This is a genomic window from Cupriavidus sp. FW216-B1 (genome assembly GCF_058789195.1).
Map to the genome: position 1 here is coordinate 1 of NZ_JBYTEL010000014.1, position 26,032 is coordinate 26,032.

At 61.9% G+C, this 26,032-nt stretch carries 23 protein-coding genes and 1 pseudogene; 15 read left to right on the plus strand and 9 right to left on the minus strand.

All coding sequences use genetic code 11. From position 1 onward, the window contains the following. The 11 genes and pseudogenes from AC3WXD_RS24175 to chrA all read left to right on the plus strand — a co-directional run. The coding region (locus AC3WXD_RS24175) for a class I SAM-dependent methyltransferase (protein WP_492324867.1) at window positions 1–649 on the plus strand (649 nt) is incomplete at its 5' end. Window positions 650–691: 42 nt separating this feature from the next. After that, entirely contained in the window at window positions 692–1,342 is a 651-nt protein-coding gene (locus AC3WXD_RS24180) for a DNA-binding protein (RefSeq protein WP_492324868.1), read from the plus strand. A gap of 292 nt (window positions 1,343–1,634) precedes the next feature. Further along, a pseudogene (locus AC3WXD_RS24185) lies at window positions 1,635–4,567 on the plus strand (Tn3 family transposase). 265 nt (window positions 4,568–4,832) lie between these two features. Continuing rightward, entirely contained in the window at window positions 4,833–5,162 is a 330-nt protein-coding gene (locus AC3WXD_RS24190; RefSeq protein WP_059414336.1) for an ArsR/SmtB family transcription factor, read from the plus strand. Window positions 5,163–5,164: 2 nt separating this feature from the next. After that, complete coding sequence (locus AC3WXD_RS24195; protein WP_059414338.1) at window positions 5,165–5,665, plus strand: ArsI/CadI family heavy metal resistance metalloenzyme; 501 nt, start codon at window positions 5,165–5,167, stop codon at window positions 5,663–5,665. 65 nt (window positions 5,666–5,730) lie between these two features. Continuing rightward, window positions 5,731–6,243 (plus strand): arsenate reductase ArsC, encoded by a 513-nt coding sequence (locus AC3WXD_RS24200; RefSeq protein WP_059414340.1) that lies wholly within the window; start codon window positions 5,731–5,733, stop codon window positions 6,241–6,243. Further along, the gene (gene arsB / locus AC3WXD_RS24205) at window positions 6,240–7,304 is read left to right on the plus strand and encodes an ACR3 family arsenite efflux transporter (RefSeq protein ID WP_059414342.1); all 1,065 of its coding nucleotides are present in this window, start codon (window positions 6,240–6,242) and stop codon (window positions 7,302–7,304) included. Before AC3WXD_RS24200 ends, arsB begins: the two co-directional genes overlap by 4 nt. Window positions 7,305–7,313: 9 nt before the next feature. Then, window positions 7,314–7,736 (plus strand): arsenate reductase (glutaredoxin), encoded by a 423-nt coding sequence (gene arsC / locus AC3WXD_RS24210; RefSeq protein WP_059414344.1) that lies wholly within the window; start codon window positions 7,314–7,316, stop codon window positions 7,734–7,736. Then, window positions 7,733–8,497, plus strand: coding sequence for an arsenical resistance protein ArsH (arsH, locus tag AC3WXD_RS24215; protein ID WP_059414346.1), 765 nt, complete (start codon window positions 7,733–7,735; stop codon window positions 8,495–8,497). Before arsC ends, arsH begins: the two co-directional genes overlap by 4 nt. A gap of 17 nt (window positions 8,498–8,514) precedes the next feature. Continuing rightward, a complete protein-coding gene (locus AC3WXD_RS24220) occupies window positions 8,515–9,729 on the plus strand; it encodes an MFS transporter (RefSeq protein ID WP_059414348.1) in 1,215 nt (404 codons plus the stop codon). Between the two features lie 70 nt (window positions 9,730–9,799). Beyond that, window positions 9,800–11,029 (plus strand): chromate efflux transporter, encoded by a 1,230-nt coding sequence (chrA, locus tag AC3WXD_RS24225; RefSeq protein ID WP_059414350.1) that lies wholly within the window; start codon window positions 9,800–9,802, stop codon window positions 11,027–11,029. A 188-nt stretch (window positions 11,030–11,217) separates the two neighbouring features. Here chrA and AC3WXD_RS24230 read toward each other — a convergent pair whose 3' ends face one another. The 8 genes from AC3WXD_RS24230 to AC3WXD_RS24265 form a co-directional block, all read right to left on the minus strand. Then, a complete protein-coding gene (locus AC3WXD_RS24230) occupies window positions 11,218–12,186 on the minus strand; it encodes an arsenic resistance protein (protein WP_059414352.1) in 969 nt (322 codons plus the stop codon). 34 nt (window positions 12,187–12,220) lie between these two features. Beyond that, window positions 12,221–13,558, minus strand: a complete 1,338-nt coding sequence (locus AC3WXD_RS24235) for an MFS transporter (RefSeq protein WP_059414353.1) — start codon at window positions 13,556–13,558, stop codon at window positions 12,221–12,223. Between the two features lie 8 nt (window positions 13,559–13,566). Next, complete coding sequence (locus AC3WXD_RS24240; RefSeq protein ID WP_059414355.1) at window positions 13,567–16,797, minus strand: CusA/CzcA family heavy metal efflux RND transporter; 3,231 nt, start codon at window positions 16,795–16,797, stop codon at window positions 13,567–13,569. Then, entirely contained in the window at window positions 16,794–17,987 is a 1,194-nt protein-coding gene (locus AC3WXD_RS24245) for an efflux RND transporter periplasmic adaptor subunit (protein WP_082079988.1), read from the minus strand. The genes AC3WXD_RS24240 and AC3WXD_RS24245 overlap by 4 nt, the downstream gene beginning before the upstream one ends. Continuing rightward, window positions 17,984–19,240 (minus strand): TolC family protein, encoded by a 1,257-nt coding sequence (locus tag AC3WXD_RS24250; RefSeq protein ID WP_059414357.1) that lies wholly within the window; start codon window positions 19,238–19,240, stop codon window positions 17,984–17,986. The genes AC3WXD_RS24245 and AC3WXD_RS24250 overlap by 4 nt, the downstream gene beginning before the upstream one ends. Window positions 19,241–19,313: 73 nt before the next feature. Next, window positions 19,314–19,889 (minus strand): RNA polymerase sigma factor, encoded by a 576-nt coding sequence (locus AC3WXD_RS24255; RefSeq protein WP_059414359.1) that lies wholly within the window; start codon window positions 19,887–19,889, stop codon window positions 19,314–19,316. Continuing rightward, window positions 19,886–20,332 (minus strand): periplasmic heavy metal sensor, encoded by a 447-nt coding sequence (locus AC3WXD_RS24260; protein WP_059414361.1) that lies wholly within the window; start codon window positions 20,330–20,332, stop codon window positions 19,886–19,888. Before AC3WXD_RS24260 ends, AC3WXD_RS24255 begins: the two co-directional genes overlap by 4 nt. Next, complete coding sequence (locus AC3WXD_RS24265) at window positions 20,329–20,616, minus strand: CnrY/NccY family anti-sigma factor (protein ID WP_082079991.1); 288 nt, start codon at window positions 20,614–20,616, stop codon at window positions 20,329–20,331. Before AC3WXD_RS24265 ends, AC3WXD_RS24260 begins: the two co-directional genes overlap by 4 nt. Before the next feature lie 332 nt (window positions 20,617–20,948). Between AC3WXD_RS24265 and selD the strand changes: the two genes are divergently transcribed. Together selD and mnmH are read left to right on the plus strand one after the other, a co-directional pair. Then, entirely contained in the window at window positions 20,949–22,022 is a 1,074-nt protein-coding gene (gene selD, locus AC3WXD_RS24270; protein ID WP_059414363.1) for a selenide, water dikinase SelD, read from the plus strand. Continuing rightward, window positions 22,019–23,080, plus strand: a complete 1,062-nt coding sequence (gene mnmH / locus AC3WXD_RS24275; protein ID WP_059414364.1) for a tRNA 2-selenouridine(34) synthase MnmH — start codon at window positions 22,019–22,021, stop codon at window positions 23,078–23,080. Before selD ends, mnmH begins: the two co-directional genes overlap by 4 nt. 33 nt (window positions 23,081–23,113) lie before the next feature. On the opposite strand, the gene AC3WXD_RS24280 is transcribed toward mnmH, so the two are convergent. Next, the gene (locus AC3WXD_RS24280) at window positions 23,114–24,040 is read right to left on the minus strand and encodes a LysR family transcriptional regulator (protein ID WP_059414367.1); all 927 of its coding nucleotides are present in this window, start codon (window positions 24,038–24,040) and stop codon (window positions 23,114–23,116) included. Window positions 24,041–24,140: 100 nt separating this feature from the next. Here AC3WXD_RS24280 and AC3WXD_RS24285 point away from each other — a divergent pair, with 100 nt between their 5' ends. Then, the gene (locus AC3WXD_RS24285) at window positions 24,141–25,334 is read left to right on the plus strand and encodes an MFS transporter (protein WP_059414369.1); all 1,194 of its coding nucleotides are present in this window, start codon (window positions 24,141–24,143) and stop codon (window positions 25,332–25,334) included. A 42-nt stretch (window positions 25,335–25,376) separates the two neighbouring features. Then, window positions 25,377–25,997: a class I SAM-dependent methyltransferase gene (locus tag AC3WXD_RS24290; protein WP_082079993.1), complete on the plus strand. Its 621-nt coding sequence runs from the start codon at window positions 25,377–25,379 to the stop codon at window positions 25,995–25,997. The last annotated feature ends 35 nt before the right edge of the window (window positions 25,998–26,032 follow it).

Below are 26,032 nucleotides of genomic sequence, written 5' to 3' on the forward strand. Positions count from 1 at the left end.
GCTTTACCCCGAAGCAGCGGCTGGCCATGGCCGCTTAGTTTCTACTTCTGCCGACTGTGGAAAACGGGGGCATTACCAGAGCGGCTACGAAGCCTACGGCGTGGAGCCCACGGACGGTCTGCGCGCGGCGGCCAAGGTCGCCCACCCCGAGCTTGAAAACCGGCTTGCTAGCGCAGCGCTGCCCGAGCTGGGCATGCCCTTTGATGGCAAGTTCGATGGGATCCTCTGCAGCGCAGTCCTGATGCACGTTCCAGACCACCAACTGTTCGATGCTGCGCTGGCCATCCGTGCGCTGCTCAACCCGCACGGCCGCCTGCTGCTGTCCCTGCCACTGACCCGTGGAGACAACCTGGTGGAGCAGCGCGATACCAGTGGTCGGCTGTTCCAGGGCTACACCGCCGAAGAGATCCAGCTGCTGTTCGAGCGCTTGGGATTTCAGTGCATCGGCCGCTGGGATTCCGACGACGCCCTGGCCCGGGCTGGCACCAGCTGGTACACCTTGCTGCTGGAACTGCGCACCACCGGCAGCATGCTGGAGCGTTTCAGCGCTACGGTGCCCAGTCCTGATGCGTCCGCGAAAGACCCTGTTGAAGGGGCAGAAAAAATGACACAGAGGAATGATAAAAACCCAACTGTGACAGGGACTTAAGCCTGTTTCTGCGGTTTTTTACATGAATCCCTGCCGACCCTCATGAAGGAGTTGGCGGTCTTCAGCGCCAACGGCGAGGCCTTGGAAGCCGAGCGCGACGCCCTGGCTGAGCAACTGTTGCAGGTGGCCAAAGAGCGCGATGTCCTCGCTGGCAAGGGCGAGGAGCAGTTGGCGGAGATGGCGCGGCTGAACCAAGAGCTTGAGCGGGAGCGGAATGAGCTCGCATCCGTCCGACGGCACCTCGTGCAGGCCGAACTTCGCGTTGAGGCAGTGCCTCGTCTCGAAGCCGAGATCTTGGAGGTTCGCGCCTTGCTGGCAGCCGAACAAACCGCGCGCGTGGAGGCGGACAAGACGGCCGCGACTGCCGTTGCGGACGCGCTGCAGGCGGCTGCGGTCGCGGAGGCCCAGCGCGCGGCCGCGGTTGCGGCGCAGACCCAGGCTGAGGCCAGGCTGGCCACCGTTGAAAAGCGGGAAGAGCAGGCCCATTCGGATTTGGTGGCCGCGCACACGGCGCACCAGGCCACTCGGGAACAACTGACCTCCGCTGTGGGTAGCGCGGCTGCAGCCCAAGCAGAGCTGAAAGCGCTCCGTGAAGCAGTCAAACCACGGAAAGATCCCGCGGTCGGCGAATCGGGCCGAAGCGAGGAAACGGCCGATGCCACCGCCCCGACTCGGGCCCGCGGGAAAAAATAGGCAAACAAGGACTGACTGGCGCCGGGCGGCCGCCCTGCGCCCTTGACTCGCGGGCGAGGTCTGTAGATTGGAAGCTCACCTTCCATCTCCAGTGCCCGCCCATGCGAGTTCCGCAGCCCTCCCTCCTCGGGGTAATCGTACTTTCTGTGCAAAATCTGGCGGTTTCCGCGCAAGGCCTTTGTTTATAAGGTGCCCCGGTCGCTCGCGACAATTGTCTGCTGCCCTCGGGTGACTTTGGGAGTACCATGTTCGCCCGCGATTTCGGATCGCGTCACCTGCATGGGGGCGGAAGATGCCGGGCTTGGAATTTCGCTATGTGGGAAAGAGCAGCTTGCCCACACGCTTGTCGGAGTTTGACGTCGAGCACTATTTTGCGCTGACCGCCAGTGACCTCGCTGCGATCAACCAGAAATTTTGACCTGACGGGCGCGCCGGCGCCGCCATCCAACTGGTCTTTCTGCGTGCAAGTGGCCACACCCTCGACCAGCTCAACACAATTCCCCGACAGTTGCTGCGCCACGTCGGCGAGAAGCTCGGTGTGGCGACCCCAACCATTGCTTCGCTGCGCACGATCTATCACCGCTACAAGACGCTCCACGAGCATCAAGTCTGGGCATGTGGATATCTGGGGCTGACGCGACTCGATGAGGATCAGTGGAGTGGCCTCGCCGCCTGGATGCGACAGGATGCCGCCGAATCCCTGTCGCTTGACGAGTTGCTTCAGCACGCCCATTTCTGGCTGTACGAGCGACGGATTCTGATCCCGTCAATGCGGGCGCTGCAGGGCCTAGCGCGTTCAATCTGGGCTGGCATCGAGCGTGACTTGCTGGCCACGATTGAGAGGGTCGTCCCAATGGCGCAGTTAGCACGAGCCGAATCTGCCGTGTTCGCCCCGCATGCGACATCGGGAGTGTACGCACTGGAGTGGCTTAAGACCCCGCCGGCGCGACACAGCCCATCGACCATGAGCGAGACGCTGGCCAAGATCCGCTTCCTGAAGGATCTCGGAGCGCATACCTGGGCGTTCGATGCTATTCCGATCGAGAAACAACGTGCCTATGGTCAGCGTATCCAGGCTCGCCGTCCCGCAAAAGTCCGCGAACTGAAGACACCCACGCGCACGATCGAGCTGGTCTTCTTTCTACGCTTCACTCTGCTTGAACTGACGGACGCGATGCTCTACCAGACCGGGCGACGCGTGTCCGATTTTGTCCGGCAGGCTTATAACAAGACCACAACGAAACAAGCCCGTTCGGCGGTCGAATACCGGCAGCAACTGGTTGAGATCAAGGGACTGGTTGACGATACCAGTCGCACGGCCGAGGAGCGACTGGCAGACATCGGCAACCTGCTAGTAGACTTGCCGCCCAAGCCCCCGGCGAGCCATGCTGCCGGCGTGCGCGAAGCGCTTACGGATGACCACCACCGTATCCGCAACCTCTTGGCGCCGCTGCTGGAATTGGAGATTGCCAGCACGAGCAACAATCCGGCCATCAGGCAGCTTGAGCTCATCAGCAGCCTGCACGACCAAGGCGCAATGGAACTGCCGCCCGATTGCAATGTGCCGGTGAGCGCGAGTTGGCGCGACCTGGTCGACGGCAAAGACCGCAAGCGCGCGTTGCGCGCAATGGAAGCCTGCGCGATTACGGGCTTGCGCAAAGGCCTGCGCCGCGGCACGGTGTGGATCAGCCACAGCCTGTCGTTTCGGGAGCGCGATCAACTGCTGATCCCGCCGACACAGTGGGAATCCGAGCGGGACCGATATTTGTCTTCGCTCGACTTGCCGACCCAGGCTGACATCTCCCTCAACCGTCTCACGGATCATCTGAAGGCAGGCCTCGCGGCATTGGATGAGGCTCGTGAGGCCGGTCATTTCATGATCGACACAAATGGTGTTCTACATCTGTCGCCGCTCGAAGCAACGGAGACCGACGGCAGACCTACACATCCCCGAGATCTGCTATTCAAGGACATTGGAAACGCACAGTTTGCCGACATGATTCTTGAGATGGATGCCCTTACCAATTTCAGTGAAGTGCTGCTGGCGCGCAAGGCCAGGGACGCGCACGAGCTGATTTCGCTCTATGCCGCGCTGATTGCCCACGGCACCGAACTGGATGCCAAGGGTATCGCGGCCATGATTCCGCAACTCGACGCGGCCCATGTCTCAACGGCAATGCGCGCGCTTGAGATGCCTGGGCGGCTGCGTAGAGCAAATGAACGTGTGGTGGAATTCCAGCGCGCGCACCCGATCACTGAGCTGTGGGGAACAGGTCGACAGGCGTCAAGCGATTCAATGAGCCTGGATACCTCCCCGCACCTGTTCTATGTGCGTGCCGATCCTCGTCGGCGCACCCATGCCGTCGGAATCTATACACACGTATTGGACAGCACGGCATAGCCTACAGTCAGCCCATGGTGCTCAACGAGCGCCAGACCGGAGTGGCGATCGAAGGCGTCATACGCCATAACGAAACCCGCGCCGACGGCGGGTTGCTCAGGCTCGCGGTCGACACCCACGGATATACAAATGTGGGAATGACAGTGGCCAAGCTGCTGGGCTTTGACCTATGCCCCTGGCTGCGCAACCTGTCAGAGCGCAAGCTGTATTTATCACGCGGCCTGAAGGTGGCTGATGGACTGTCGGCCGCCGTGTCTCACGAGATCTCGCTCAAGGCGATTCGTGATGGCTGGGATGGGCTTCTCCGCCTGGTGGCTTCGATCTATTCGGGCCGGGTTAGTGCCGTCGTCGCGCTGCAGCGGTTCGGCAGCGCTGCCCACGGCGACCCCATCCATCGGGCCGGCGATCATTTGGGCAAGATGCTGCGCACGCTATTCTTGTGCGACTTCTTCAGCAATGCCGTGTTTCGGCGGGAGCTGCGCACACTGCTCAACCGAGGTGAGTCGGTCCATCAACTCCAGCGAGCCATCTATTCCGGTAAGGTGGCGCATGATCGCGGGCGCCGGCAAGATGAAATGATCGCAATTTCCGGATCACTGACGCTGCTGACAAATCTGGTGATTGCCTGGAATACCCAGCGCATGCAAGCCGCGGTCAACACCTGGCGCCGCAAGGGGCAACGCGTCGACGATGACTGGCTGCGTCGCATGGGGCCAGCACACTTCGCACACGTGAACTTCCGAGGTATCTTGAGTTTCCCAATCCATCTGTACCAGGATTCGCTACTGGAGGCGGTGCCCCAGCAGCGTGAGAGTGGCGCATGACAATTAGCCCGATATTGGTCAGCGAAACTTGGTTTCGGTACCGCCACGCCGCAATAGGCGGCAGGCGGCTCCTGCCCGTTGGCGAAGCGTAGCGGAGCTCCGTGTCGATCAGGCGCTTGCCGGCCATTAGCTGCCGGTCTTTCCCCCTTGGTCCAATGGCCGATTAGCTTCTGACTCCAGTCGTTCGACCCGACCACGAACGGTGTCGGATATAAATTTTCCAGGGCCCGTTGCGCAAATTCCATATTTCGACTATATTCGAATCATGGAAACAGATAACGCCCTCGAAGCGCTTGCCGCGCTGGCCCACGCCGTCCGCCTGGCCGTCTTCCGCCTGCTCGTGCAGGCCGGCCTCGAAGGCCTGCCGGCTGGCCGCATTGCCGAACTGATGGAGATGCCGGCGTCCTCACTGTCGTTCCACCTCAAGGAACTGCATCGCGCCGGCCTGCTGGCCAGCTGCCAGGAAGGCCGGTCGATTATCTACATGGCCCGCTTCCAGACCATGAATGACCTGCTGGGCTATCTCACGGAGAACTGCTGCGGCGGCAATCCGTGCTCGCCGGTTTCCCGCTGTTCCGTCACCACGGAGTCGTGATCATGAAGCGCTTCCACGTCCACGTCCACGTCCACGTCAGCGTGGCCGACCTGTCGGCCAGCATCCGCTACTACTCGGCCCTCTTCGCTGCAGAGCCGACCGTCGTCCGGGACGATTATGCCAAGTGGTCGCTGGACGATCCGCGCGTGAACTTCGCCATCTCCAATCGCACGGAGAAGCTGGGCGTCGACCATCTGGGCATCCAGGCGGAGACGGATGGGGAGCTTGCCGAGATTCAGGCTCGACTGGCCAACGCCGACTTGCCGATGCAGTCCCAGTCCGCGACGAACTGCTGCTACGCGACCTCGAACAAGCATTGGTCTGTGGATCCGACGGGTATCGCCTGGGAATCGTTCCACACGCTTGGCAACGCGCCAACCTATGGCGAATCGCGCGATCGTCGCGCTGAAGCCGCTGCGTGCTGCGTGCCTGTCCAATTGAACGCCGCGCCGACGCAACCTGCCAAGACCGCCCGCTGCACGCCGGACTCCGGCTGCTGCTGAACTTTCCCTAAGACGCCTCCTCTACGAATCCTCGCACGAGGAGGCACTCGTTCGCCCCTACGATCATGTCCGACAAGACTTTCAATGTGCTGGTGCTGTGCACTGGTAACTCCGCCCGCAGCGTGATGGCCGAGGCGTTGTTCAATGTACTCGGCAAGAGACGCTTCCACGCCTACAGCGCCGGCAGCCATCCGTCCGGTACGGTGAACCCCTTCGCCATCGAGCGCTGCCAGTCGATTGGCTACGACACCTCAGGCCTGCGCAGCAAGAGCTGGGACGAGTTCGCCCTGCCCGGAGCGCCCAACATGGACTTCGTCATTACGGTCTGCGACCAGGCCGCAGGCGAGGTCTGCCCGATCTGGCCAGGCACGCCCATCACGGCACACTGGGGCTTCATGGACCCGGCCGCCATCCAGGGATCCGACGATGAGAAGCGCAAGGTGTTCGACCAGGTCTTCCGTCAGATCCTGAATCGCGTGAGCCAGTTCGTGAACCTGCCGCCGCACATCCTGGACCGCAATGCCATTCAGAAGGAGATGCGCGCCATCGGCGAACAGCCTTTGGAGGCCGGGCAGTGAGCACGGCGCAACAGTCCGCCGCAGCGGCACAGCCCAGCGCCATTGGCTTCTTCGAGCGCTATCTGACTGTCTGGGTGACGCTGTGCATCGTGGCCGGCATCCTGCTCGGCCAATGGCTGCCACCGGTCTTTCATGCCATTGGTGCGATGGAATTCGCGCAGGTGAACCTGCCCGTCGGCGTGCTGATCTGGGTCATGATCATTCCGATGCTGATCAAGATCGATTTCGGCTCCATGGGCCAAGTCGCGGGACACTGGCGCGGCATCGGCGTCACGCTCTTCGTGAACTGGCTGGTCAAACCGTTCTCGATGGCGCTGCTGGGCTGGATCTTCGTGCGCCATCTGTTCGCGGGGTGGCTGCCAGCAGATCAACTCGATAGCTATATCGCCGGCCTGATCCTGCTGGCGGCGGCGCCTTGTACGGCGATGGTCTTCGTCTGGTCGCAGCTCTGCAAAGGCGATCCGTATTTCACGCTGTCGCAGGTGGCGCTCAACGACGCCATCATGATCGTGGCCTTTGCGCCGGTCGTCGCGCTGCTGCTGGGCCTGTCGTCGATCACCGTTCCATGGGACACGCTCATCACGTCAGTCGCGCTCTACATCATCGTGCCCGTGCTGATCGCGCAGGGTATCCGCAGGGCATTGCTGGCACGCGGCGAAGCCACCTACAAACGCGTCGTCGATGCCCTCGGCCCCTACTCGATCACCGCATTGCTTGCAACGCTCGTGCTGCTGTTCGGCTTCCAGGGCAACGCCATCGTGCAGCAGCCGCTGATCATCCTGCTCTTGGCCGTGCCGATCCTGATCCAGGTCCTGCTGAACTCCGGCCTGGCCTACCTGCTCAACCGCAAGCTCGGCGTCGCCCACTGCGTGGCCGGGCCCTCGGCGCTCATTGGCGCGAGCAACTTCTTCGAACTGGCCGTGGCCACCGCCATCAGCCTGTTCGGCTTTCAGTCCGGCGCGGCATTGGCCACCGTCGTCGGCGTGCTGATCGAAGTCCCCGTGATGCTGTTCGTCGTTGGCGTGGTCAACCGTTCGCAGCACTGGTACGAATCGCACTGAGGCACCCCCATGACCGTCACCATCTATCACAACCCCGCTTGCGGCACGTCGCGCAACACGCTGGCCATAATTCGCAATGCGGGGATCGAGCCGACCGTTGTCGAGTACCTGAACACGCCACCCGACCGGCAGACCTTGCAGGCAATGATCCGCGACGCCAGGCTCACCGTGCGGGAAGCGATTCGGGAGAAGGACACGCCCTACGCCGAGCTTGGCCTGGGCGATCCAGCACTGACCGATGACCAGTTGCTGGACGCAATGCTGACCCACCCGATCCTGATCAACCGCCCCTTCGTCGTCACCAAGTTGGGCGTGCGGTTGTGCAGGCCGTCGGAAGTCGTCCTGGATATCCTGCCGGCGCCGCAGCAAGGCGCGTTCACCAAGGAAGACGGCGAGGCCGTGATCGACGCGCAAGGCCGGAGGATCCCGTGACCACGGATCTGCCCAACATCGTCCCCGTGGTGCTCGATACGCCCGACCTCTACAAGCTCGAGCCCGCTCGCGTCAGCACCCACCCGCCACGCATCCTGCTGCTGTACGGCTCACTGCGCGAGATCTCCTACAGCCGGTTGCTGGCGCAGGAAGCCGAACGGATTCTGCAGCACTTCGGCGCGGAGACCCGCGTGTTCGATCCGCGCGACCTGCCGATGGCGGACAGCGTCCCTGCGGATTATCCGAAGGTGGTCGAGTTGCGCAAGCTCTCCGAGTGGTCGGAAGGCCAGGTCTGGTGCAGCCCCGAGCGTCACGGCACGCTGACAGCCGTCTTCAAGAACCAGATCGACTGGCTGCCGCTGGAGATGGGCGGCATTCGCCCGACGCAGGGTCGCACGCTGGCTGTGATGCAGGTGTGCGGCGGCTCGCAGTCGTTCAACGCCGTCAACGCGCTGCGCGTGCTGGGGCGCTGGATGCGCATGGTCACCATTCCGAACCAGTCGTCAGTGGCCAAGGCATATCAGGAGTTCGATGCCAACGGCCGCATGAAGCCGTCGTCCTACTACGATCGCGTCGTCGACGTCATGGAAGAACTCTACAAGTTCACCCTGCTGGTGCGCGACCGCAGCGACTACCTGACCGACCGCTACAGCGAGCGCAAGGAAGCCGCGCCCGCCCACGCGACGACGCTCGCGGCGGCAGCCATGCATCACGAGAACGACGCGCAGACCAGCGACACCGATAGCGGCGAAGTGGAATAACAGGGAACGGACCGGCCATGGAGCCAAGCAACAGCGTGATCGCCAGGCTGGGAGTCGCCCAGACGGTGGCGTGGGGTTCGACGTACTATCTGCCGGCCATGCTGGCAACACCGATGGCAAAGGATCTCGGCGTGTCGACGCCAACGATCTTTGCCGCATTCAGCGTTGCCCTGGTGGTGTCGGCATTGCTGGGCCCCACGGCTGGCCGGCTGATCGACCGGACCGGCGGCCTCGACCGGACCGGCGGCCGATCGGTGCTCGTGGCCACGAGCCTGGTGTTCGCCATCGGACTCGCCGGGCTTGGCCTGGCGCAGGGAGCCGTGGGCCTCTTCGCGGCCTGGGTGATTCTCGGCATCGGCATGGGCGCGGGGCTCTACGAAGCCGCGTTCGCCACGCTGGTCGCGCTGTACGGCAACCGTTCGCGTGGCGCGATCACCGGGATCACCTTGATCGCCGGTTTTGCCAGCACGGTCGGCTGGCCCCTCTCCACCTTCATGGAGGCGCACATCGGGTGGCGTGGCGCCTGCCTGTCCTGGGCGGCGCTGCATCTCACACTAGGGCTGGCCCTGAACCTGAGCATGCCACAGGTGGCTGCCAAGGCAACTGCATCCAGCAAGGCTACGTCGCTCACGGGAGCCGATCTGACGCACCCAGCCGATGAGCATTCGCAACGAAGGGCATCTTATGCACTGGCTTTCGTTTTCGCGGCGACATGGTTCATCAGCACGGCCATGACAGCTCACCTGCCCCGCCTGCTGCAGGCGGGGGGCGCGTCGCTGGCCACGGCCGTGATGGTCGGAGCGCTGCTCGGCCCGGCGCAAGTCGGCGCCCGGATGCTTGAGTTCGGTCTGCTGCGCAAGGTTCACCCCCTGCTGTCCGCGCGTATCGCCGCCACGCTGCACCCCACTGGCGCGCTGGCATTTGGCCTAATAGGCGCACCTGCGGCAGTCTTGTTTGGCGTCCTGCACGGTGCGGGAAACGGCATTCTCACCATTGCCAAGGGCACGCTGCCGCTGGTCATCTTTGGACCGGGCGGATACGGCCATCGTCAGGGCATACTGATGGTCCCTGCTCGCGTTGCCCAAGCAATCGCGGGCATGCTGCTTGATTCTCTGGGCTCAACAGCGCTCTGGATATCGTCGTCCCTTGGAATCGCCTCGATCTTGACGCTTTTCCTATTGCATGGTGACATGCGCACCGCACCCGACGTGAACCATCGCGATAGCTGTTGAATCGGCGAGCTGTTCGAGGACAACGAACTGGAATATGGGCGGATGCCCACTCACATCAAAGTCCCCTCCCATGGAATCGAAAGTGACAACAACCAGCGTATCCCCTGGTGCGGCCGGTGAAGTGCTTGCCGTCTTTCTTAAGCTGGGGCTGACATCATTCGGCGGCCCAATTGCACACATTGGATACTTCCGGCGCGAGTTCGTTGAACGCCGCCGCTGGCTTGATGACGCGGCCTTCTCGGATCTGGTCGGTCTTTGCCAGTTTCTGCCAGGGCCGGCAAGCAGCCAGGTTGGTTTCTCCATTGGGCTACTCCGGGCCGGGTGGCTCGGCGGCGTTGCTGCCTGGTGTGGATTCACCCTGCCCTCCATCCTGTTGCTGCTCGCCTTTGCAGTCATGGCGCCGAGCCTTGGCGGCCCGGTGGGTACCGGTCTGATACATGGTCTAAAGCTAGTCGCTGTTGCTGTCGTAGCACAAGCTGTGTGGGATATGGCGAGACGGCTATGCCCAGACTACCGGCGCGCCGCTATCGCGCTCGTGTCGCTCGCGATGCTTAGTCTCTTGACGACTGTCTATGCCCAACTTCTCGTCATCGTGCTGGGAGCAATACTCGGGCTTTTGCTGTGCCAACCCAACGGGATAGGCGAGGCACTCCGCCCGCAGGCGCACGGCAGAGAGTTCCGCATCTCGCGTGCCACAGGCGCAGTGGCGATGGTCCTATTTTGCATCCTTCTGATCGGGTTGCCAGCGCTAGCCGGAAAGGAAGGTGGCGCGGTTCAAGTCTTTGATGCGTTCTATCGTTCCGGTGCACTGGTGTTCGGAGGTGGCCATGTAGTCCTGCCGCTGCTGCAACAGCAAACGGTCGCGACCGGCTGGGTTTCTCCGAATGACTTTCTTGCCGGGTATGGCGCTGCTCAAGCCGTTCCCGGGCCTCTCTTTACGTTCGCCGCCTTCCTTGGCTGGATGCTGACGATGGGGCCCAATCATTGGGAGGGTGCGGTATTGGCAACGCTAGGGATCTTTTTGCCAGGACTACTACTCGTCATTGCAGCGCTACCGTATTGGCAGGCAATTCGGGCGCGCCCCTCGATGGTTGCATTGCTGAGCGGCGTCAATGCAGCGGTGGTCGGTCTGCTCGCGGCGGCCCTTTATTCACCAGTTTGGACCAGTGCCATATTGTCTCAACTGGATTTCGCGATTGCGACGATCTGCTTCTTGCTGCTAGTACGCTGGAAGATCCCTCCGCTTGTCATCGTTGCCGTGTGCGCGCTTGTCGGAATTGGACAGGCGCTGTTGCACTAAGACGTCAGTTTGTTGAATTGCACCGAATTCTGAGGCACTGCGAGATAACGGCCTCGACGTCGTGGCAAGGGACCGACGATCTGCTATGTCGACGACTAGACCGCTCACTACGACAGTTTGGGGGGAGCAAGGTCATCACACGGCCCTGCCCCTCGCATCGAACCAGACGGATTGCGTACATCGTAGTCTCACACCTTATTCTCCTGCCCGCAGAGTTTCGGCATGACACGCATGTAGACGAGCTCGCTCAGGAGTTCGACCAGGGTCTGGGTCGCAATAATGGCTGGCAGTATCGGAATCGCGCCCGGTACCGCGAGACCGAGCGGCAACACGACCAACGAGTTGCGCGTGCTGGTACTGAACGCCACCGCGCGTCTCGCAGATGCTTCCAAGCCAAACCAGCCGCTGACTAGCCATCCGAGCAGCGGCGCAACGCAAGCGAACACGATATAGAGTGGGAGAACTCGAGCTGCCGCGCCGATAGCAGCGTGGAGTTGTGGCACAACTGCACCCACGACAATGAACAGGACCAGAGCGGTGGCCGGAACTGGACAAAGGCCAAGCCCATCGGCTATCCGCTGCCCCGCTTGCGTATATCTGGCTGTTATCTGCATGACGCCGGCAAGTACAAGAGGTACGGCGATCAGCCAGACAAAAGCGTGCACAAATGGGCCAATATCGATCAACGCTTGGGCATGGGATCCAAGAAAGACGCTCAAGTACACCGGCAGCAGCAACATCTGGAAGATGAGTAACACCGGCGTTGCGGCCAGCAGCAAGCGAGAGTCGGCGCGGCCGATCTGAGAAAACGTCACCACATAGTCAATACATGGAGTCAGCAAGACCAACAGAAAGCCGAACCGGATCAGGGGGCCCGCCGGCAGGCATTGCAGCAGGGCAGCGGCCAGCAAGGGAATTGCCAGGAAGTTGGCCGTCAACAGCGCTCCGAGAAACCGCAAGCGTGTGAATGCGCGCCCGAGATCAGCCAGCGGGACCTGCAAGAAGGTTACGAACAGCATGAAGGCCAGCGCGGGATTGATCGCTGCGTCCAAGCTCTCCAGACCGGTGATGGCGGATGCCATGACAGCCGCCATGACGACGGTCACAAAATAGATGACCACCTGGTGGGCTTCCAGGCGCTCGCGTAGTGTTTGCACTTCTTCTTGGTCGCAACGTGTATGGGAGTTGGCCTCAACGGCCCGGCCATTCGGGATGATAGTCGTCAATGGTAAATGCGTGACGATGACGACGTGGCCCCGTGGCCTCTCCCTCTCTCAGGTGTTCGTCAAAGCGCGCGCCCTCTGGATGTTCGTGATCCAGTGCTTCGCGGTCTTCGGCAGGCCACACGCGCCAGGCGGCGAGAAATCCGACAACCGAAACGCACGCAAGCACCACAAACGCAGCACGCATCCCGTATCTTGCCCCGATCTGCCCTGCGAGCGGATAGGCAATCAGCCAGCATGCATGCGAGAGGGAGAATTGCGCAGCGAACACTGCAGGTCGATCGGCTGAAGTAGCCGATCGCTTCAGCAGACGACCGCTCGGCGTCAACGTCATCGAGTACCCAATGCCGATGGCAAACCATGTCAGCAGAAACATTGGCCATTCGATGAATCGTCCGAACGTGGTCAGCGCGATGCCGAATGCAAGACCGGCTGACATGAGTATGGCGCCGCCAAGCATGGTTGGACGATCAGGTCGATCCGCCAGCATCCTCGGCAACAGCAAGGCCACAAGCATAGATCCGCAGCCAAATGCCGCCAGAGCGAACGGGACATCCGATGCCGGACGCTGCAGCTTGCTTTGCACATAGACGACAGTGTTCACGATGACCATCGCGCTGGCGGCGGCCGCGGCCAGGTTCAAGGCCAGGAGCCCACGCAAGCGAGGCGTCCGAAGGTAGATCGACATGCCCCGGAATGTCTTCGTATACACACTCCCCGTGCGTTCTATCGCCTTGGATTGCGGCAACCGCACAGAAACGACGAGCAAGGCCGACACCAAAAACCCCACGACGGTGCCGCCAAACAGCCAGTGGAAGCTGATGACCGAGAGCAACGCGGCGGCCAGCATCGGACTCACCAGACTTTCCATGTCATACGCCAGGCGGGACAGGGATAAGGCATTCGTATAGGCAGTCTCTTCAGGAAGGACGTCCGGGATGGTCGCCTGAAAGGTGGGCGTGAATGCCGCCGAGGCAGACTGCAACAGAGAAATCAGGACGTAGATCTGCCAGATCTGCGTCACGAACGGCAGAGAAATCGCCACCAGCGCCCGCACGAGGTCCATCGCAACGAGGAATGCGCGACGCGGAAGCCGGTTGGCGAACGCACCCACTACCGGGGCAATACCCACATAGGCAACCATCTTGATCGCCAGCGCGGTTCCCAGAACGCTACCCGCGTTCGCACCGGCCAGGTCATAGGCGAGCAGACCCAGCGCGACCGTCGCAAGTCCGGTGCCAATCAGCGCGATCACCTGCGCACCGAACAGGTGCCGATAGGTTCGGTTCCGCAATACATCCAGCATGCAACCTCCTAAGCTTCGGCTAGTTCGTCGCGCCCCGCACTCGCCACTCCCTGTCGGCGCAGTACCATGCCGCAGATCGCGGGCAAGACGAAGAGCGTAAGCACGGTGGCCGTGATCAAGCCACCGATCACGACCGTTGCCAGTGGCTTCTGCACCTCCGCACCCGTTCCCGTCGCGATAGCCATGGGCACAAAGCCCAGCGATGCCACCAATGCAGTCATGAGCACCGGTCGTACCCGCTCCATCGCGCCGTCGATCACGGCCGCGTCGGGCGTCGCCTGATCTTCCAGCCGTTTGCGAATGGCAGAGATCAGGACGAGACCGTTCAGGACGGCGACGCCGGATACAGCGATGAAACCCACCGCTGCGGAAATGGAGAATGGGATACCGCGCAGCATTAACGCGAACACGCCTCCAGCCAATGCCAGCGGCACGGCGGTCAGAACGGTCGCGGTCAACATCGCGCTGCCAATCGCCATATACAGTGCCACGGCAATCAGCAAGAAGCACGCGGGCACGATCATGGCTAGTCGCTTGGTTGCGGCTTGCAGGTTCTGGAACTGGCCACCCCATTCGATGTACATGCCAGGCGGCAACTTGACGTCGCGCGCGATCCGCGCAGCCGCGTCATCGACAAAGCTGCCAAGGTCACGCCCCGCCACATTGGCTTCCACATACACGCGACGCTTTCCGTTGTCGCGGCTCACTTCGTTCAGGCCCTGCGTAAATCGAAACTCGACAAGCTGCCGCAACGGTACGGAAGCGTGCGCTTGGTCCGTGACAGCCGGCAGCATCACGGGAAGCGCTCCAAGCACATCGAGGTTCTCCCGCTGGTTGCCTGGCAGGCGGATGACAATGTCGTAGCGCCGATCGCCATCAAATATCTGGCCTGCTGGCCTGCCCGCCATCGCTGCCGATACGGTATCGGCCACTTCCTTCACCGTCAGCCCATAGCGTGCAATGGCGGCGCGATCGAAGACGATGTCGAAGGTGGGAAACCCGCTGGTCAGCGGTACGCGTACGTCCGAGACTCCCGGTGTCTTGCGCAAGACGGCGGCGATGCGCTGACCGGTGGCAGCGAGGTCGTCGAGATTCTCGCCATAGATTTTCACGGCGACATCGCTGCGCACGCCACCGATCAGTTCATTGAAGCGCATCTCAATGGGCTGGGTGACGTCGTAATTGTTGCCCACCATCGGTGCCGTCTTCTCCCGAATACGTTCGATCACCTGTTCCTTGGTCGTCACCCCATCCGGCCATTCATTCTTCGGCTTGAGGATGATGTAGTTGTCGGATGCGTTGGGCGGCATGGGGTCGGCTGCCAGGCTGGCGGTACCCGCCTTGGAGTACACGGTCTTGACTTCAGGCAGCGAGAGTACGGCGCGCTCCAGTGGCAGATCGATCGCCACAGACTGATCGATCGATGTCGATGGAATGCGAACGGAGGACAGGTTAAGGTTCTGCTCGTCAAGCGTTGGCATGAACTCGCGACCGACGAAGGCGAACGCAACCGCCGCCAGTGCCAGCACCAGCAAGCCAGCGCCGACGAACGGAATCGGTCGCACCACCGCCCGCTCCAGCCAGGGGCGGTACCACCGCTTGGTGGCGACGATCACCCTCACTTCCTTTTCGGAAACTTCCTTGCACAGCAGCACGGCCAGCATGGCAGGCACAAACGTCAGTGACAGCACGAATGCGGACGCCAGCGCCAGCATCAGCGTCAACACCATCGGCGAGAACATCTTTCCTTCCACCCCCTGGAATGTCAGGCATGGCAGGAACACCAGGAAAATCACGAGTTGCCCGTAGATCGTCGGTCGGAGCATTTCCCGTGACGACAGCAAGACTTCGTTCAAACGCTCCCTTAGCGTTAGCAGTCGCCCCTCCTCATGCTGGCGTTGCGCCAGGCGTCGCAGCGTGTTCTCGACCACGATCACGGCGCCATCGATAATCAAGCCGAAGTCCAGTGCGCCCAGGCTCATCAGGTTGCCGGAGATGCCGAGCTGATTCATACCGATAGCACTGACCAGCATCGACAATGGGATCACCAGTGCAGCAATAACGGCAGCACGCCAGTTGCCCAGCAACAGGAACAGGATCAAGACCACGAGCAACGCGCCTTCCGCCAGATTCTTTGCGACGGTCTCGATCGTGGCGGTCACCAATTGCGATCGGTTAAGCGTGGGAACGATGACTACGCCAGGTGGCAGCGTCTTCGAGATTTTTTCCAGCTTGTCGCCAACATCCTGCGCCACCGTACGGCTGTTCGCGCCGACCAGCATCAGTGCGCTGCCTATCACTGTTTCCCGACCATTGCGGCTGGCCGCACCGGAGCGGAGTTCTCCGCCAATTTTGACGGACGCCACCTGCCCAACTGTGATCGGCACGTTCTGGCGATGGGCGATCACGGCGCGCGAGATCTCGTCCGCCGACTTGATGCGCGCATCGGCACGCACCAGGTACGATTCACCCGATCGCTGGATGAAGTTCGCACCCACCGAAAGATTGGCGTCCTCCAACGCCTGGGCGAGATCGCCGTATGAGATGCCATATGCGGCCATTTTTGCGGCGTCAGGCTCCACCACGAACTGCTTCACATAGCCACCCAAAGAATCCACGTCGGCCACACCAGCGGTTGTCCGCAACTGCGGCCGAATGATCCAGTCCTGCACGGTGCGCAGGTATGCGAGCTTCGACACGCGGTCTTCAAGCCGTTCCCCGCGCTCGGTCAAGAAATTTCCATCGCTTTGCCAGCCCGGCTCCCCGTCATTGATCGGTGCGCCCTGGCCGTCAGGGTATTGATACTCCACGCTGTAGTGGAATACCTCGCCCAGACCCGTCGAAACCGGACCCATCTGCGGCTCGGCGCCTACAGGCAGGCCGGGGCGTGCCTGCACCAGTCGCTCCGATACCTGCTGGCGCATGAAGTAGAGGTTCGCGCTTTCCTTGAAGATGACAGTGACCTGGCTAAACCCGTTGCGGGACATTGACCGTGTGCTTTCGACGCCGTTCAACCCCGCAATAGCGGTCTCGATCGGATAGGTCACGCGTTTCTCAACCTCGACGGGGCTCAGCGTTGGCACTACCGTGTTGATCTGCACCTGCTTGTTCGTGATATCGGGGGTCACATCGATCGGCAGCAGTTTGAGCTGCCAGGCACCGATCACGGCGATGACGATCGTCAGGAACAGGACAAGCCATCGGTAGCGAACCGATCCGCTGAGGATGCTGCCAATCATTCGTCTTCCCCGCTCGACTTGTTCATCTCCGCCTTCACCAGGAAGGCATTGCGCGTTGCCACCTGCTCCCCGGCGCGCACACCGGAAAGAATCTGCGCCATGCCGCCACTACGCGTACCGACCAGAACGGGCTGCGCACGGAATCCATTTTCCGTGCGCACGAATAGCGCATCGGCGCCATCAATGTTCTGTACAGCATCGTCGGGAACGGACAACTCGCCATTGTTGCTTGCCTTGGCGCGCAAGCGAACCTGGACACCTTCGCCTACCACCAGGCGGTCCGAAGGCTGCTCCGGAATCACGACGACCGTGGCCGCGCGTGCACTGCCCGACACGGTTGGCGTGACGGCCTGGATCTTTGCCGCCAATGGCGATCCGTTGGAAAGCAGGATCGCGGCTTGGCCACCCGGTGAAATACGGTCCAGATCCCCTGCAGTGACGGCGGCCTCGACCTGCACGGCGCCCAGACCAGCCACGCGGAACAGCTCGGTCTGCTGCGCAACATACGCGCCCAGCGTCACCGATTGGGCAGTAATCTTGCCGGCGATGGGGCTGACCACCGCGACCGCCCGGCCATCGCTTGTCAGGTGCGCAGCCTCGGCCACCGTTGTGGCACGCTGCGCCTCGGCCTGCGCGACCTCCAGTGCCGCTTTGGCGGATTCCATTTCCTGGCGCGGCGTCACGCCTTGATGAAACAGACTGGCTTCACGCTCATAGGTCCGGCGGGAGAGATCCGCCTTAGCCTGTGCCACCCGGCGTTCCGAAGCCATCGCGGCAGCCTCCGGACTTTCGACGGTGGCCAGCACATCACCGGCGCGCACGCCCTCGCCAAGGCGACGTTGGACCCGCAGCACCGTGCCTGCCGCGCGGGACACAATCACAGCCTCGCCTCCCGGTACCGCCGCGACCCAGGCGGGCGCCAGAATCTCCGAGCCCACCGCCACACTGGCGACCGGCTCCACGACGATGTTTGCCGCCGCCAGATAGGGGATCGGAATCCGAACCTCTCGCGGACTTGCCGGTTTGGCTGCCGCCGCTTCTGATGCGGCTTGCGCATCGGAAGCCTTGTCGGGACCGGGCCCATGCCCCGGCAGCAGCACGCGTGCGGCGCCGAACCCCATCAACGCTGCGACCGCAGCCACGCCTGCAATTACCGGCCAGTTTGCAGACTGACGCTTGTTCTTCATCATTTGGTGTCCTCGAATGCCAGGCGACCGTCCGCCTGGGCAAGCGCCGCCAGTGCGCGCACGCGCGCCAGGCGCGCGTCAATTGTGAGTTGCCTTGCCTCCAGCAAGGCGCGCCGGACGGAAAGCAATTCCATCAGCGGTGTTTTGCCAGCGTCATAACCAATGCGGCCCATTCGATAGGCCTCCGCTGCCGCCCTTTCACCCTCCTCGGCCGCGGTGATCTGGCGATCCGTTGCGCTGACCTGCGAGATGGCGGATCGTCGCGCCGCTGCGGCTTCCAGTCGCACGTTGTCGAGCCTGGCCTGCGCGGCCGCAACGCGTTCCACGGCTGCATTGATGCCATTGCGGTTTTGATCGAACAGGGGAATCGATGCCGTCACCCCGACGACATAGCCACTCGCATTCGTCCATCCATAGCGACGCACGCCGGCACTCACACCCACATCCGGAATCCAGCGCTTTCTTTCCACGCCGACCTGCGCATCCAGCGCATTGCGCTCGGCCTCTGCCGCAGCGACGGTCGGGGCCTCCTGTCCAGGGAGTGCCGCGGTCGGCACGGTGCCTTGTGTCAATAGCAGGGAACTGGACACCGAGGTGTACGGTTCGGCAGCTCCAGTCATGGCCGACAGCCGCGCCAGCGCCTGCGTGGCGTCGTTGTCGGCGGCGGCCTGCGCCGCCTGAGCGGCCGCCACACTGGCCTGCGCTTGCGCGCTGCGCAGCGCTGCTTCCTTTCCGGCCTGCACAAGCGCGCGCGCAGCGGTGAACTCCTCGTTCGCACGTGCCAGGTTTTCGGTGGCCAGCGCCATCCGGCCGGCCATGGCCTCCGCAGCCGCGTAGGCAACCGCCAATTCCGCCGCGTAAGCAACTTGGGCCAGGCGCTCACGCGCTTGCGCTGCGGCATAGTTGCGGTCCCCAGCTTCGATACGTGCGCCCCGCTTGCCACCAACCTCAAATGGCTGGGTAATCGAGTAGGTGTTCTGACGCTGGTTCGTGCCGTCGCTTGACGGTGCGCCGAGGTTTTCCAGGACCGTATCGATCCGTGGGTTAAGCCAGGCGCGTGCTTGATTGGCATCGGCATCGGCAGCGCGAACGGTGGCGGCCTGCGCCATCATCGCCGGGGCGCTTGCCATTGATTGCTGCAACAGGACGGTATAAGGCGGAGCTTCCGCCGCGGTCCCTCGCGGCGAAGCCAAGAGCCACAAGACGGCGCCGATGTAGCGCACTTTGGCCGGCGTGAACAAGGTTACCTGGGTCATCTGGATGAGTCGTAAGCTCTGCTACTTTTATCAATACGCGGCGCGACCGGAGATTCCCTCGCAAACCGGCGAACTATTTTCCTGCGTCGCGCTCAAGCAGGGCCGAGAGCTTTATTCGGGCACGAGCGATGCGACTTTCCACTGCCTTTGGACTCAATCCAAGCACGGCGGCGGCCTCCGGTTGCGACATGCCCACGATGGAAGTCAGGACAATGGCTTCGCGCGACGCGGCGTCCAGCTTTCCCAGGATTTCCACAACGCGAGCAAGATCCCGACGCGCCGCTAGCCGACGTTCCGGCCCAGGCTCACCGTCCGACATTCCCCCAGTGGCTTCGATCGCGCCGATATCCTCGGCACCGAAGAGGAACTGCCTGACGCGCCGGAAACGATAGAGGTCGCGCATCTTGTTCAGCCCGATTCGAAACAGCCAGGTGCGGAACGGACGCTCGCTGTCGTAATCGTCCAAGGCGCGCCATGCCGCCAGGAATGTGTCCTGAACAACGTCATCGACATCCGTCTCGGGAATACCGAAGCTGCGGGCGGCCTGGGCCAGCGCCACGCCATGTCGTTCGACAAGCTCGCCAAAGGCACGCTGGTTGCCAGACGCGGCCTGTCCGACAAGGATGCCGTCGACATCTGCTGGACTCACTGGGACCCGCGGCGAAGCGCATCGACCAGAGCCCGGTCGTAGGCGGGCCGGTGCTCTGGCTTGAGTCCGGCCCGCATCTCAAAGACGTGGACAAGCGTCGCCCGCTGCAAATCCCCAGCGGCACGCTCCACGTCCTGTGTGGCCGCTTCCACTTCAGGAGTCCAGCTCGGGTTCCTTGCAATGGCATCGGCTAGCTTGCCGTTGGCCGCACGCAAGCGCGTCTCGATGTCGCGCCTGCGCTGTGCGAAAGCATCCTCCTTGAGCTGCAGAATCTCGCGTTCATTGGCGTCGAGCGGCACCGCCTCATGCAGGATTTCATGTAGGTCGGTGTGCCCGGCGTCGTGTCGGTGCGAGATATAGAGCCATGTCGCCGCAATGGCGACACCGAGAAGCGCTCCAATCAGCGTTGAGACGGAAAGCCGTCGAGTGCGAGAATTCATCACTTCCCGATCAGGAGGGCAAAGGGTGACGCAGCCGACGGTGTCGCGACCCAGGTGGGCCCCGGTTTGTCCAGCACGCGCAACCCGACCTGGTTTAGCGCGATAAATGCTATGAGCGCCGCGGTGGCGCTACAGCAAAGCGCACGCCAAACGTCGTGCCGCGCGACCAGCGCGGCTTGTGTCGGCTCCGCAGCAATGCGATCCTTGATGCCGCGAGCATCAAGTCCTTTAGATGCATTTAGCGTCACTTTTCGTGCATCACTCAACCAGTGGTCGAGGCCTGTCATCGCAAATCTCCGTTGTGATCCCACACCTCTTCCTACGGCTTTGCGAAGGCATACCCTCGGATAGAGCTAGAAAATCTCCCTCTCTTTTGTCTGCGCAATCAAGGGCAACCGTGCCAGAAGCATCCGCTTGATGTCTTGCGCTTCGTCGACCGGCCACTCTTCCGACAATACGGGCGGTTCGCCTTTGCCATCGATAGCATGCCAGGACGATAAAACCTGTAGCCACTACAGGGTCAAGGCCGACAATCGTGGAGGTGTAGCAATCGCGGGGGCAACCAAAGTGGTTCCTGTAAAGTACGGCTTTTTCCGGCCTCGCCGGGGATCGTTTTCTAATGACCATTAACAATTCCGACGCGCTTAAGACGCCTTCCGTGCGCCTGACCAGCTTTTCACACGGCGGCGGTTGCGGCTGCAAGATTGCCCCCGGCGTACTCTCCGAAATTCTGCGCGGCAGCGCCGCGTTACCTGTACCCAAGGAATTGCTGGTTGGCATCGAGACCGCCGACGACGCGGCGGTGTACCAACTGAATGCGGATCAAGCGCTCATTGCCACCACGGATTTCTTCATGCCGATCGTCGATGACCCATTCGACTTCGGCCGGATCGCCGCCACGAACGCGATCAGCGATGTCTATGCCATGGGCGGTCGTCCGATCATGGCGCTGGCGCTTGTCGCCATGCCGATCAACCAATTACCGCTCGAAGTCATCGGCAAGGTTATTGAAGGCGGCCAGGCCATTTGCCGCGCCGCCGGTATCCCGATCGCCGGTGGTCATACCATCGATTCGGTGGAGCCGATCTACGGGCTGGTGGCAATCGGGTTGGCGCACCCCTCCCGTATCCGACGCAATCGCGATGCACGTGCGGACGATGTCCTGATCCTCGGCAAGCCGCTGGGTGTCGGCGTCATGTCTGCGGCATTGAAGAAGGGCAACCTGGACCAGGATGGGTACGCACGGCTGATCGACACAACAACGCGCCTGAACACGCCCGGCATCGCATTGGCGGAAATAGACGGGGTCCATGCGATGACCGATGTGACCGGGTTCGGCATTGCCGGTCACACGCTCGAGCTCGCCCGTGGGGCAGGATTGCGAGCAGTGCTGGACTGGTCCAACCTGCCGTTGCTACCTGGCGTGCAGACATTGGTAGAACAGGGCTGCATCACCGGCGCCTCCCGCCGCAATTGGGAGGGCTACGGCGCGGAAGTCGAATTGCCTTCGGACTTGCCCGGCATTGCCCAGGCGGTGCTCACCGACCCACAAACGAGCGGCGGGCTGCTCGTCAGTTGCGCGCCGACCGCGGTGGACAAGGTCTTGTCCGTCTTTCGCGAACACAGTTTTGCCGAAGCAGCCGTCGTGGGCCAGATGCGCGCCGGACCTACGGGCCTGACGATAATCGTATGAAAGCCGTCGCACGGATTCCCGAACGCCGGACGTTCGATACATTGATCGATGCACGCTCGCCGGCGGAATTTGAGCTCGACCATATCCCTGGTGCGATCAACTGCCCGGTACTCGACAATGAGGAGCGACACATTGTCGGCACGCTCTACAAGCAGGTGGGCGCATTCGAAGCCAGGCGCGTAGGCGGCGCCATGGTGGCAGCGAACTTGGCGCGGCATTTGCACACGCACTTCGCCGATCGTCCCGAGGGCTGGCGTCCTCTGGTGTATTGCTGGCGCGGAGGGTTGCGCAGCGGCTCCATGACGACCTGGCTGCGGATGGTGGGCTGGGACGCCCAGCAACTTGCCGGCGGCTACAAGGCCTGGCGCCGGCATGTCATCGACACGATCGACTTGCAAGCGCCTACATTGCCGCTCGTCGTGATTTGCGGGGCCACCGGCAGCGGCAAGACACGTGTGCTGCAGGCACTCGCAGCGCTAGGCGAACAGGTACTGGACCTTGAGGCACTGGCACGTCATAAGGGTTCGCTTCTGGGGGCACTTCCCGATATCCGGCAGCCTTCACAGACCGGTTTCGAAACCATGCTGGCTGACGCTCTTGAACGTGTCGACACGTCCCGTCCGCTCTACGTGGAAGGTGAAAGTCCGCGTATCGGGCAGATCAACCTCCCGGTGCCGTTGGTTACCCGTATGCGTGAGAGCTCTTGTTTGGAAATTGACGCGCCTCTACCGGCTCGCATTGCGTTCCTGCTAAAGGACTACGCCTATTTGGGCGAACGGCCCGACTGGCTTGCCGAACAAGTCGGACGACTCACCCCACTGCACGGAAAGGCGACCGTCGCCGTCTGGCACGATCTGATTCGCGCGGGCAAGCTGCCGGAACTATTCGCCCAACTGACTTCCCGCCACTATGACCCGTCCTACGCACGCTCGCAGGGCAGGCATTTTCACGCGTGGCCAGACAGGTTTGTCGTCGCAGCCAAGGGCCTTTCGCAGCCAGACATCGAAGCGCTCGCACGCGAAATTGTTGAACGCGTGAAGATGCGCCGCGCAAAATAGAGCGGTAAGCAGGTCCTCTAGCTCGACGGGTTATCAGCCCGTCAGTTCGATATCTGGCAATGCGGCCGCGCCTGTCTCGCGAATCAGCGATACAAATTCCGCAATGTAAGGACGGCTGTCGTCCGCCGGTAACGTTGCCGCCCAGATTTCCGACATCAGTCCGTCACGGGTCAGCGGTTTAGCCGTGACGTACTGCCGCTGCAGGTAGTTCTGTACGGCCCATCGCGGCAAGACAGCGATACCGCGTCGGGTGGCCACAAGCATCAGGATGGCGACCGTCAGTTCGGTGGTGCGGCGTGTCGGCGTAATCCCTGCAGGGCGCAGCAGTTGATGCACCACGTCCAGTGCATCTTCTTCCACAGGGTATGTAATCAGCGTCTCGTGCCTGAAATCCTCGGCCTCCAGGAATTCCTTGGCCGCCAGGGGATGATCGTTGGCCACCAGTCCCACCATCCGGTAGCGGAACAGCGGACGATAGTCGACGCCTGCCTCGGCATCGTTGCACGATACGATCGCCAGATCCGCATCGCCACGATGCAGCAGTCCGACGGGGTCAGACTGATAGCCGGATACCAGGTCCACCTCGACTTCGGGCCAGCGTGCGCGAAAAGCGTCTACTGCCGGCATCAGCCAGTCAAAGCAGGTATGGCACTCAATGGCAATGCGCATCGTGCCGGTAGTGCCCTTGGCCAGCCGGACGAGATCGCGGGTCGTCTGGTGCAAGATTGGAATGACCTTGTCCGCGGTTTCCAGCAGTCGCCGTCCAGCGGGCGTGAAGGTCACCGGTGTGGACTTGCGCACAAACAGCGGCACGCCGTAAAAGTCCTCCAGATTCTTGATGTGATGCGATAACGCACCCTGCGTAAGCCGCAGCCATGTTGCCGCTTTCGACACACTGCCGCTGTCGCGCAGCGCAACCAGCGTCTGCAGGTGACGGATATCGATCGGGATGCGGTCCATTAGAAAATTTGAGATTCCCTCGTAAATTTATTCGTTTGAATAATAAACGTATGCTCTGCATACTGCCAGCCTCAGCATTCCGATCCGGATTTTCTGCTCTATGCGGCAACAAGTCTTCCTGCTGGCCATTGCGCAAGCCCTATTCCAGACCGCGTCGGTCCTCGTCATGACTGTCGGCGCGCTGGCGGGTAGCCAGATGACGTCAGTCCCTGCGTTGGCGACGCTGCCAATCGCGACGATGTTCCTCGGTACGGCCACCATGATGTTTCCGGCATCGGCATGGATGGCACGGGCCGGGCGCCGCACCGGCTTCGTCGCAGGCGCTACGAGCGGCTTGGCTGGCGGCATGGCGGCCGCCTATGGCGTGATGTCGGGATCGCTTGCAATGTTGGCGTTCGGCACGTTTTTGGTCGGGGTCTACCAAGCCTTTGCGCAGTTCTATCGTTTCGCGGCGAGCGAGGTAGCGACCGAGGCCTTCCGCCCTCGGGCGATCTCGCTGGTAATGGCAGGCGGCGTGATCGCAGCCTTGCTGGGCCCGGCCCTCGCCAGATTCGGTAGTGCGATGCTGCCGGCGATGTATGCCGGCTCATTCCTGCTGCTATCCCTTGTTTCCACCTTGGCCATTGGCGTACTGAGCTTCTTGCACATTCCCCGCGAAGCGGCCACGCGAGCGACCGGGGCCGACAGCGGACGTCCGTGGTTGCGCATTGTGTGCCAGCCTTCCTATTTGGTGGCACTGTTTGGTGCAACGACTGGCTACGGTGTCATGATCCTGGCCATGACGGCGACACCGCTCGCCATGGTCCATCACCATCACGCCATCGCAGACGCCGCAACCGTCATCCAGTTTCACGTGCTAGGAATGTTCCTGCCATCCTTTTTCACCGGGACGTTAATCGGCCGGTTTGGTGCCATTCGCGTCATGCTGTGCGGTGTGTGCCTGCTGGCGACGCATGTGTTGGCCACCTCGTCCGGCACGGGATTCGCGTCGTTCGCAAGCGCGCTCGTATTGCTGGGTGTCGGATGGAATTTCCTGTTCATCGGTGGCACGAGCCTGCTGACTGAAACCTATTCGGTTACCGAGAAGAGCCGGGCGCAGGCTACCAACGACATGACGATTTTTGCCGTGGGACTCTCGTGTTCGTTTGGCGCGGGTGGACTACTGAAGTTATTCGGCTGGCAGACGATGAATCTGCTACTGTTGCCATGGCTCGGTGCGGCGGCGCTTGCACTGTTTTGGCTCTCGGCGCAGCGACGCAAGGAGCAAAACTGGCAGGGCACGCAGTCAGTCTGAGCAAGGACGTCGCCACACGACAAGCATTTCGAAGAGGACACCATGACCAATAGATCGCATTGGGAAGACGTCTATCAGCACAAAACGGCAGACCAGGTTAGTTGGTATGCGCCACACCTTCAGACGTCCCTCGCCTACATCCAGGCCGCGAGCAGTTCTCCCACTTCGAGCATCCTCGACATCGGCGGCGGTGAATCAACTTTGGTTGATGATTTGCTCGACAGCGGCTACGCCAGCATCGCCGTCAATGACATTTCTGAGAAAGCACTCGCGGTCTGTCGAGAGCGATTGGGCTCGCGCGCATCCCGCGTGCATTGGCTGGAAGGCGATGTGCTGGAAATGGATCTGCCCGTCAACCAATTCGACGTCTGGCATGACCGAGCTGTATTCCATTTTCTCACCGAGCCATCGCAACGTGCGAGGTATGTAGAGCAGGTCATGCATGCGCTAAAGGAAGGTGGCTGGGCGATTGTCGGGTCCTTTGGTGCGAATGGCCCGACACAGTGCAGTGGATTGCCAGTCCAACGCTACACCGCAGAATCTCTGCACAGCCAATTCGGCGATGCTTTCGAGCTTATGGAACATAAGTCCGAGCACCATCTGACGCCATGGGGCAGTTCTCAGGAGTTCGTCTATTGCTTATGCCGCAAGCGAGCTGGATGAACTCCCATGTGCGAGCGAACAGCAGGAACCGTTGC

What these genes read in the sequence shown, in the direction of transcription:
- AC3WXD_RS24190 (WP_059414336.1), top strand. Translation starts at nt 4,833, where the DNA reads ATGGAAACAGATAACGCCCTCGAAGCGCTTGCCGCGCTGGCCCACGCC.
- AC3WXD_RS24180 (WP_492324868.1), top strand. Translation starts at nt 692, where the DNA reads ATGAAGGAGTTGGCGGTCTTCAGCGCCAACGGCGAGGCCTTGGAAGCC.
- AC3WXD_RS24285 (WP_059414369.1), top strand. Translation starts at nt 24,141, where the DNA reads ATGCGGCAACAAGTCTTCCTGCTGGCCATTGCGCAAGCCCTATTCCAG.
- AC3WXD_RS24235 (WP_059414353.1), bottom strand. Translation starts at nt 13,558, where the DNA reads ATGCTGGATGTATTGCGGAACCGAACCTATCGGCACCTGTTCGGTGCG.
- AC3WXD_RS24250 (WP_059414357.1), bottom strand. Translation starts at nt 19,240, where the DNA reads ATGACCCAGGTAACCTTGTTCACGCCGGCCAAAGTGCGCTACATCGGC.
- chrA (WP_059414350.1), top strand. Translation starts at nt 9,800, where the DNA reads ATGGAATCGAAAGTGACAACAACCAGCGTATCCCCTGGTGCGGCCGGT.
- AC3WXD_RS24200 (WP_059414340.1), top strand. Translation starts at nt 5,731, where the DNA reads ATGTCCGACAAGACTTTCAATGTGCTGGTGCTGTGCACTGGTAACTCC.
- AC3WXD_RS24195 (WP_059414338.1), top strand. Translation starts at nt 5,165, where the DNA reads ATGAAGCGCTTCCACGTCCACGTCCACGTCCACGTCAGCGTGGCCGAC.
- arsC (WP_059414344.1), top strand. Translation starts at nt 7,314, where the DNA reads ATGACCGTCACCATCTATCACAACCCCGCTTGCGGCACGTCGCGCAAC.
- AC3WXD_RS24240 (WP_059414355.1), bottom strand. Translation starts at nt 16,797, where the DNA reads ATGATTGGCAGCATCCTCAGCGGATCGGTTCGCTACCGATGGCTTGTC.
- AC3WXD_RS24290 (WP_082079993.1), top strand. Translation starts at nt 25,377, where the DNA reads ATGACCAATAGATCGCATTGGGAAGACGTCTATCAGCACAAAACGGCA.
- mnmH (WP_059414364.1), top strand. Translation starts at nt 22,019, where the DNA reads ATGAAAGCCGTCGCACGGATTCCCGAACGCCGGACGTTCGATACATTG.
- AC3WXD_RS24245 (WP_082079988.1), bottom strand. Translation starts at nt 17,987, where the DNA reads ATGATGAAGAACAAGCGTCAGTCTGCAAACTGGCCGGTAATTGCAGGC.
- AC3WXD_RS24265 (WP_082079991.1), bottom strand. Translation starts at nt 20,616, where the DNA reads ATGACAGGCCTCGACCACTGGTTGAGTGATGCACGAAAAGTGACGCTA.
- selD (WP_059414363.1), top strand. Translation starts at nt 20,949, where the DNA reads ATGACCATTAACAATTCCGACGCGCTTAAGACGCCTTCCGTGCGCCTG.
- AC3WXD_RS24220 (WP_059414348.1), top strand. Translation starts at nt 8,515, where the DNA reads ATGGAGCCAAGCAACAGCGTGATCGCCAGGCTGGGAGTCGCCCAGACG.
- AC3WXD_RS24280 (WP_059414367.1), bottom strand. Translation starts at nt 24,040, where the DNA reads ATGGACCGCATCCCGATCGATATCCGTCACCTGCAGACGCTGGTTGCG.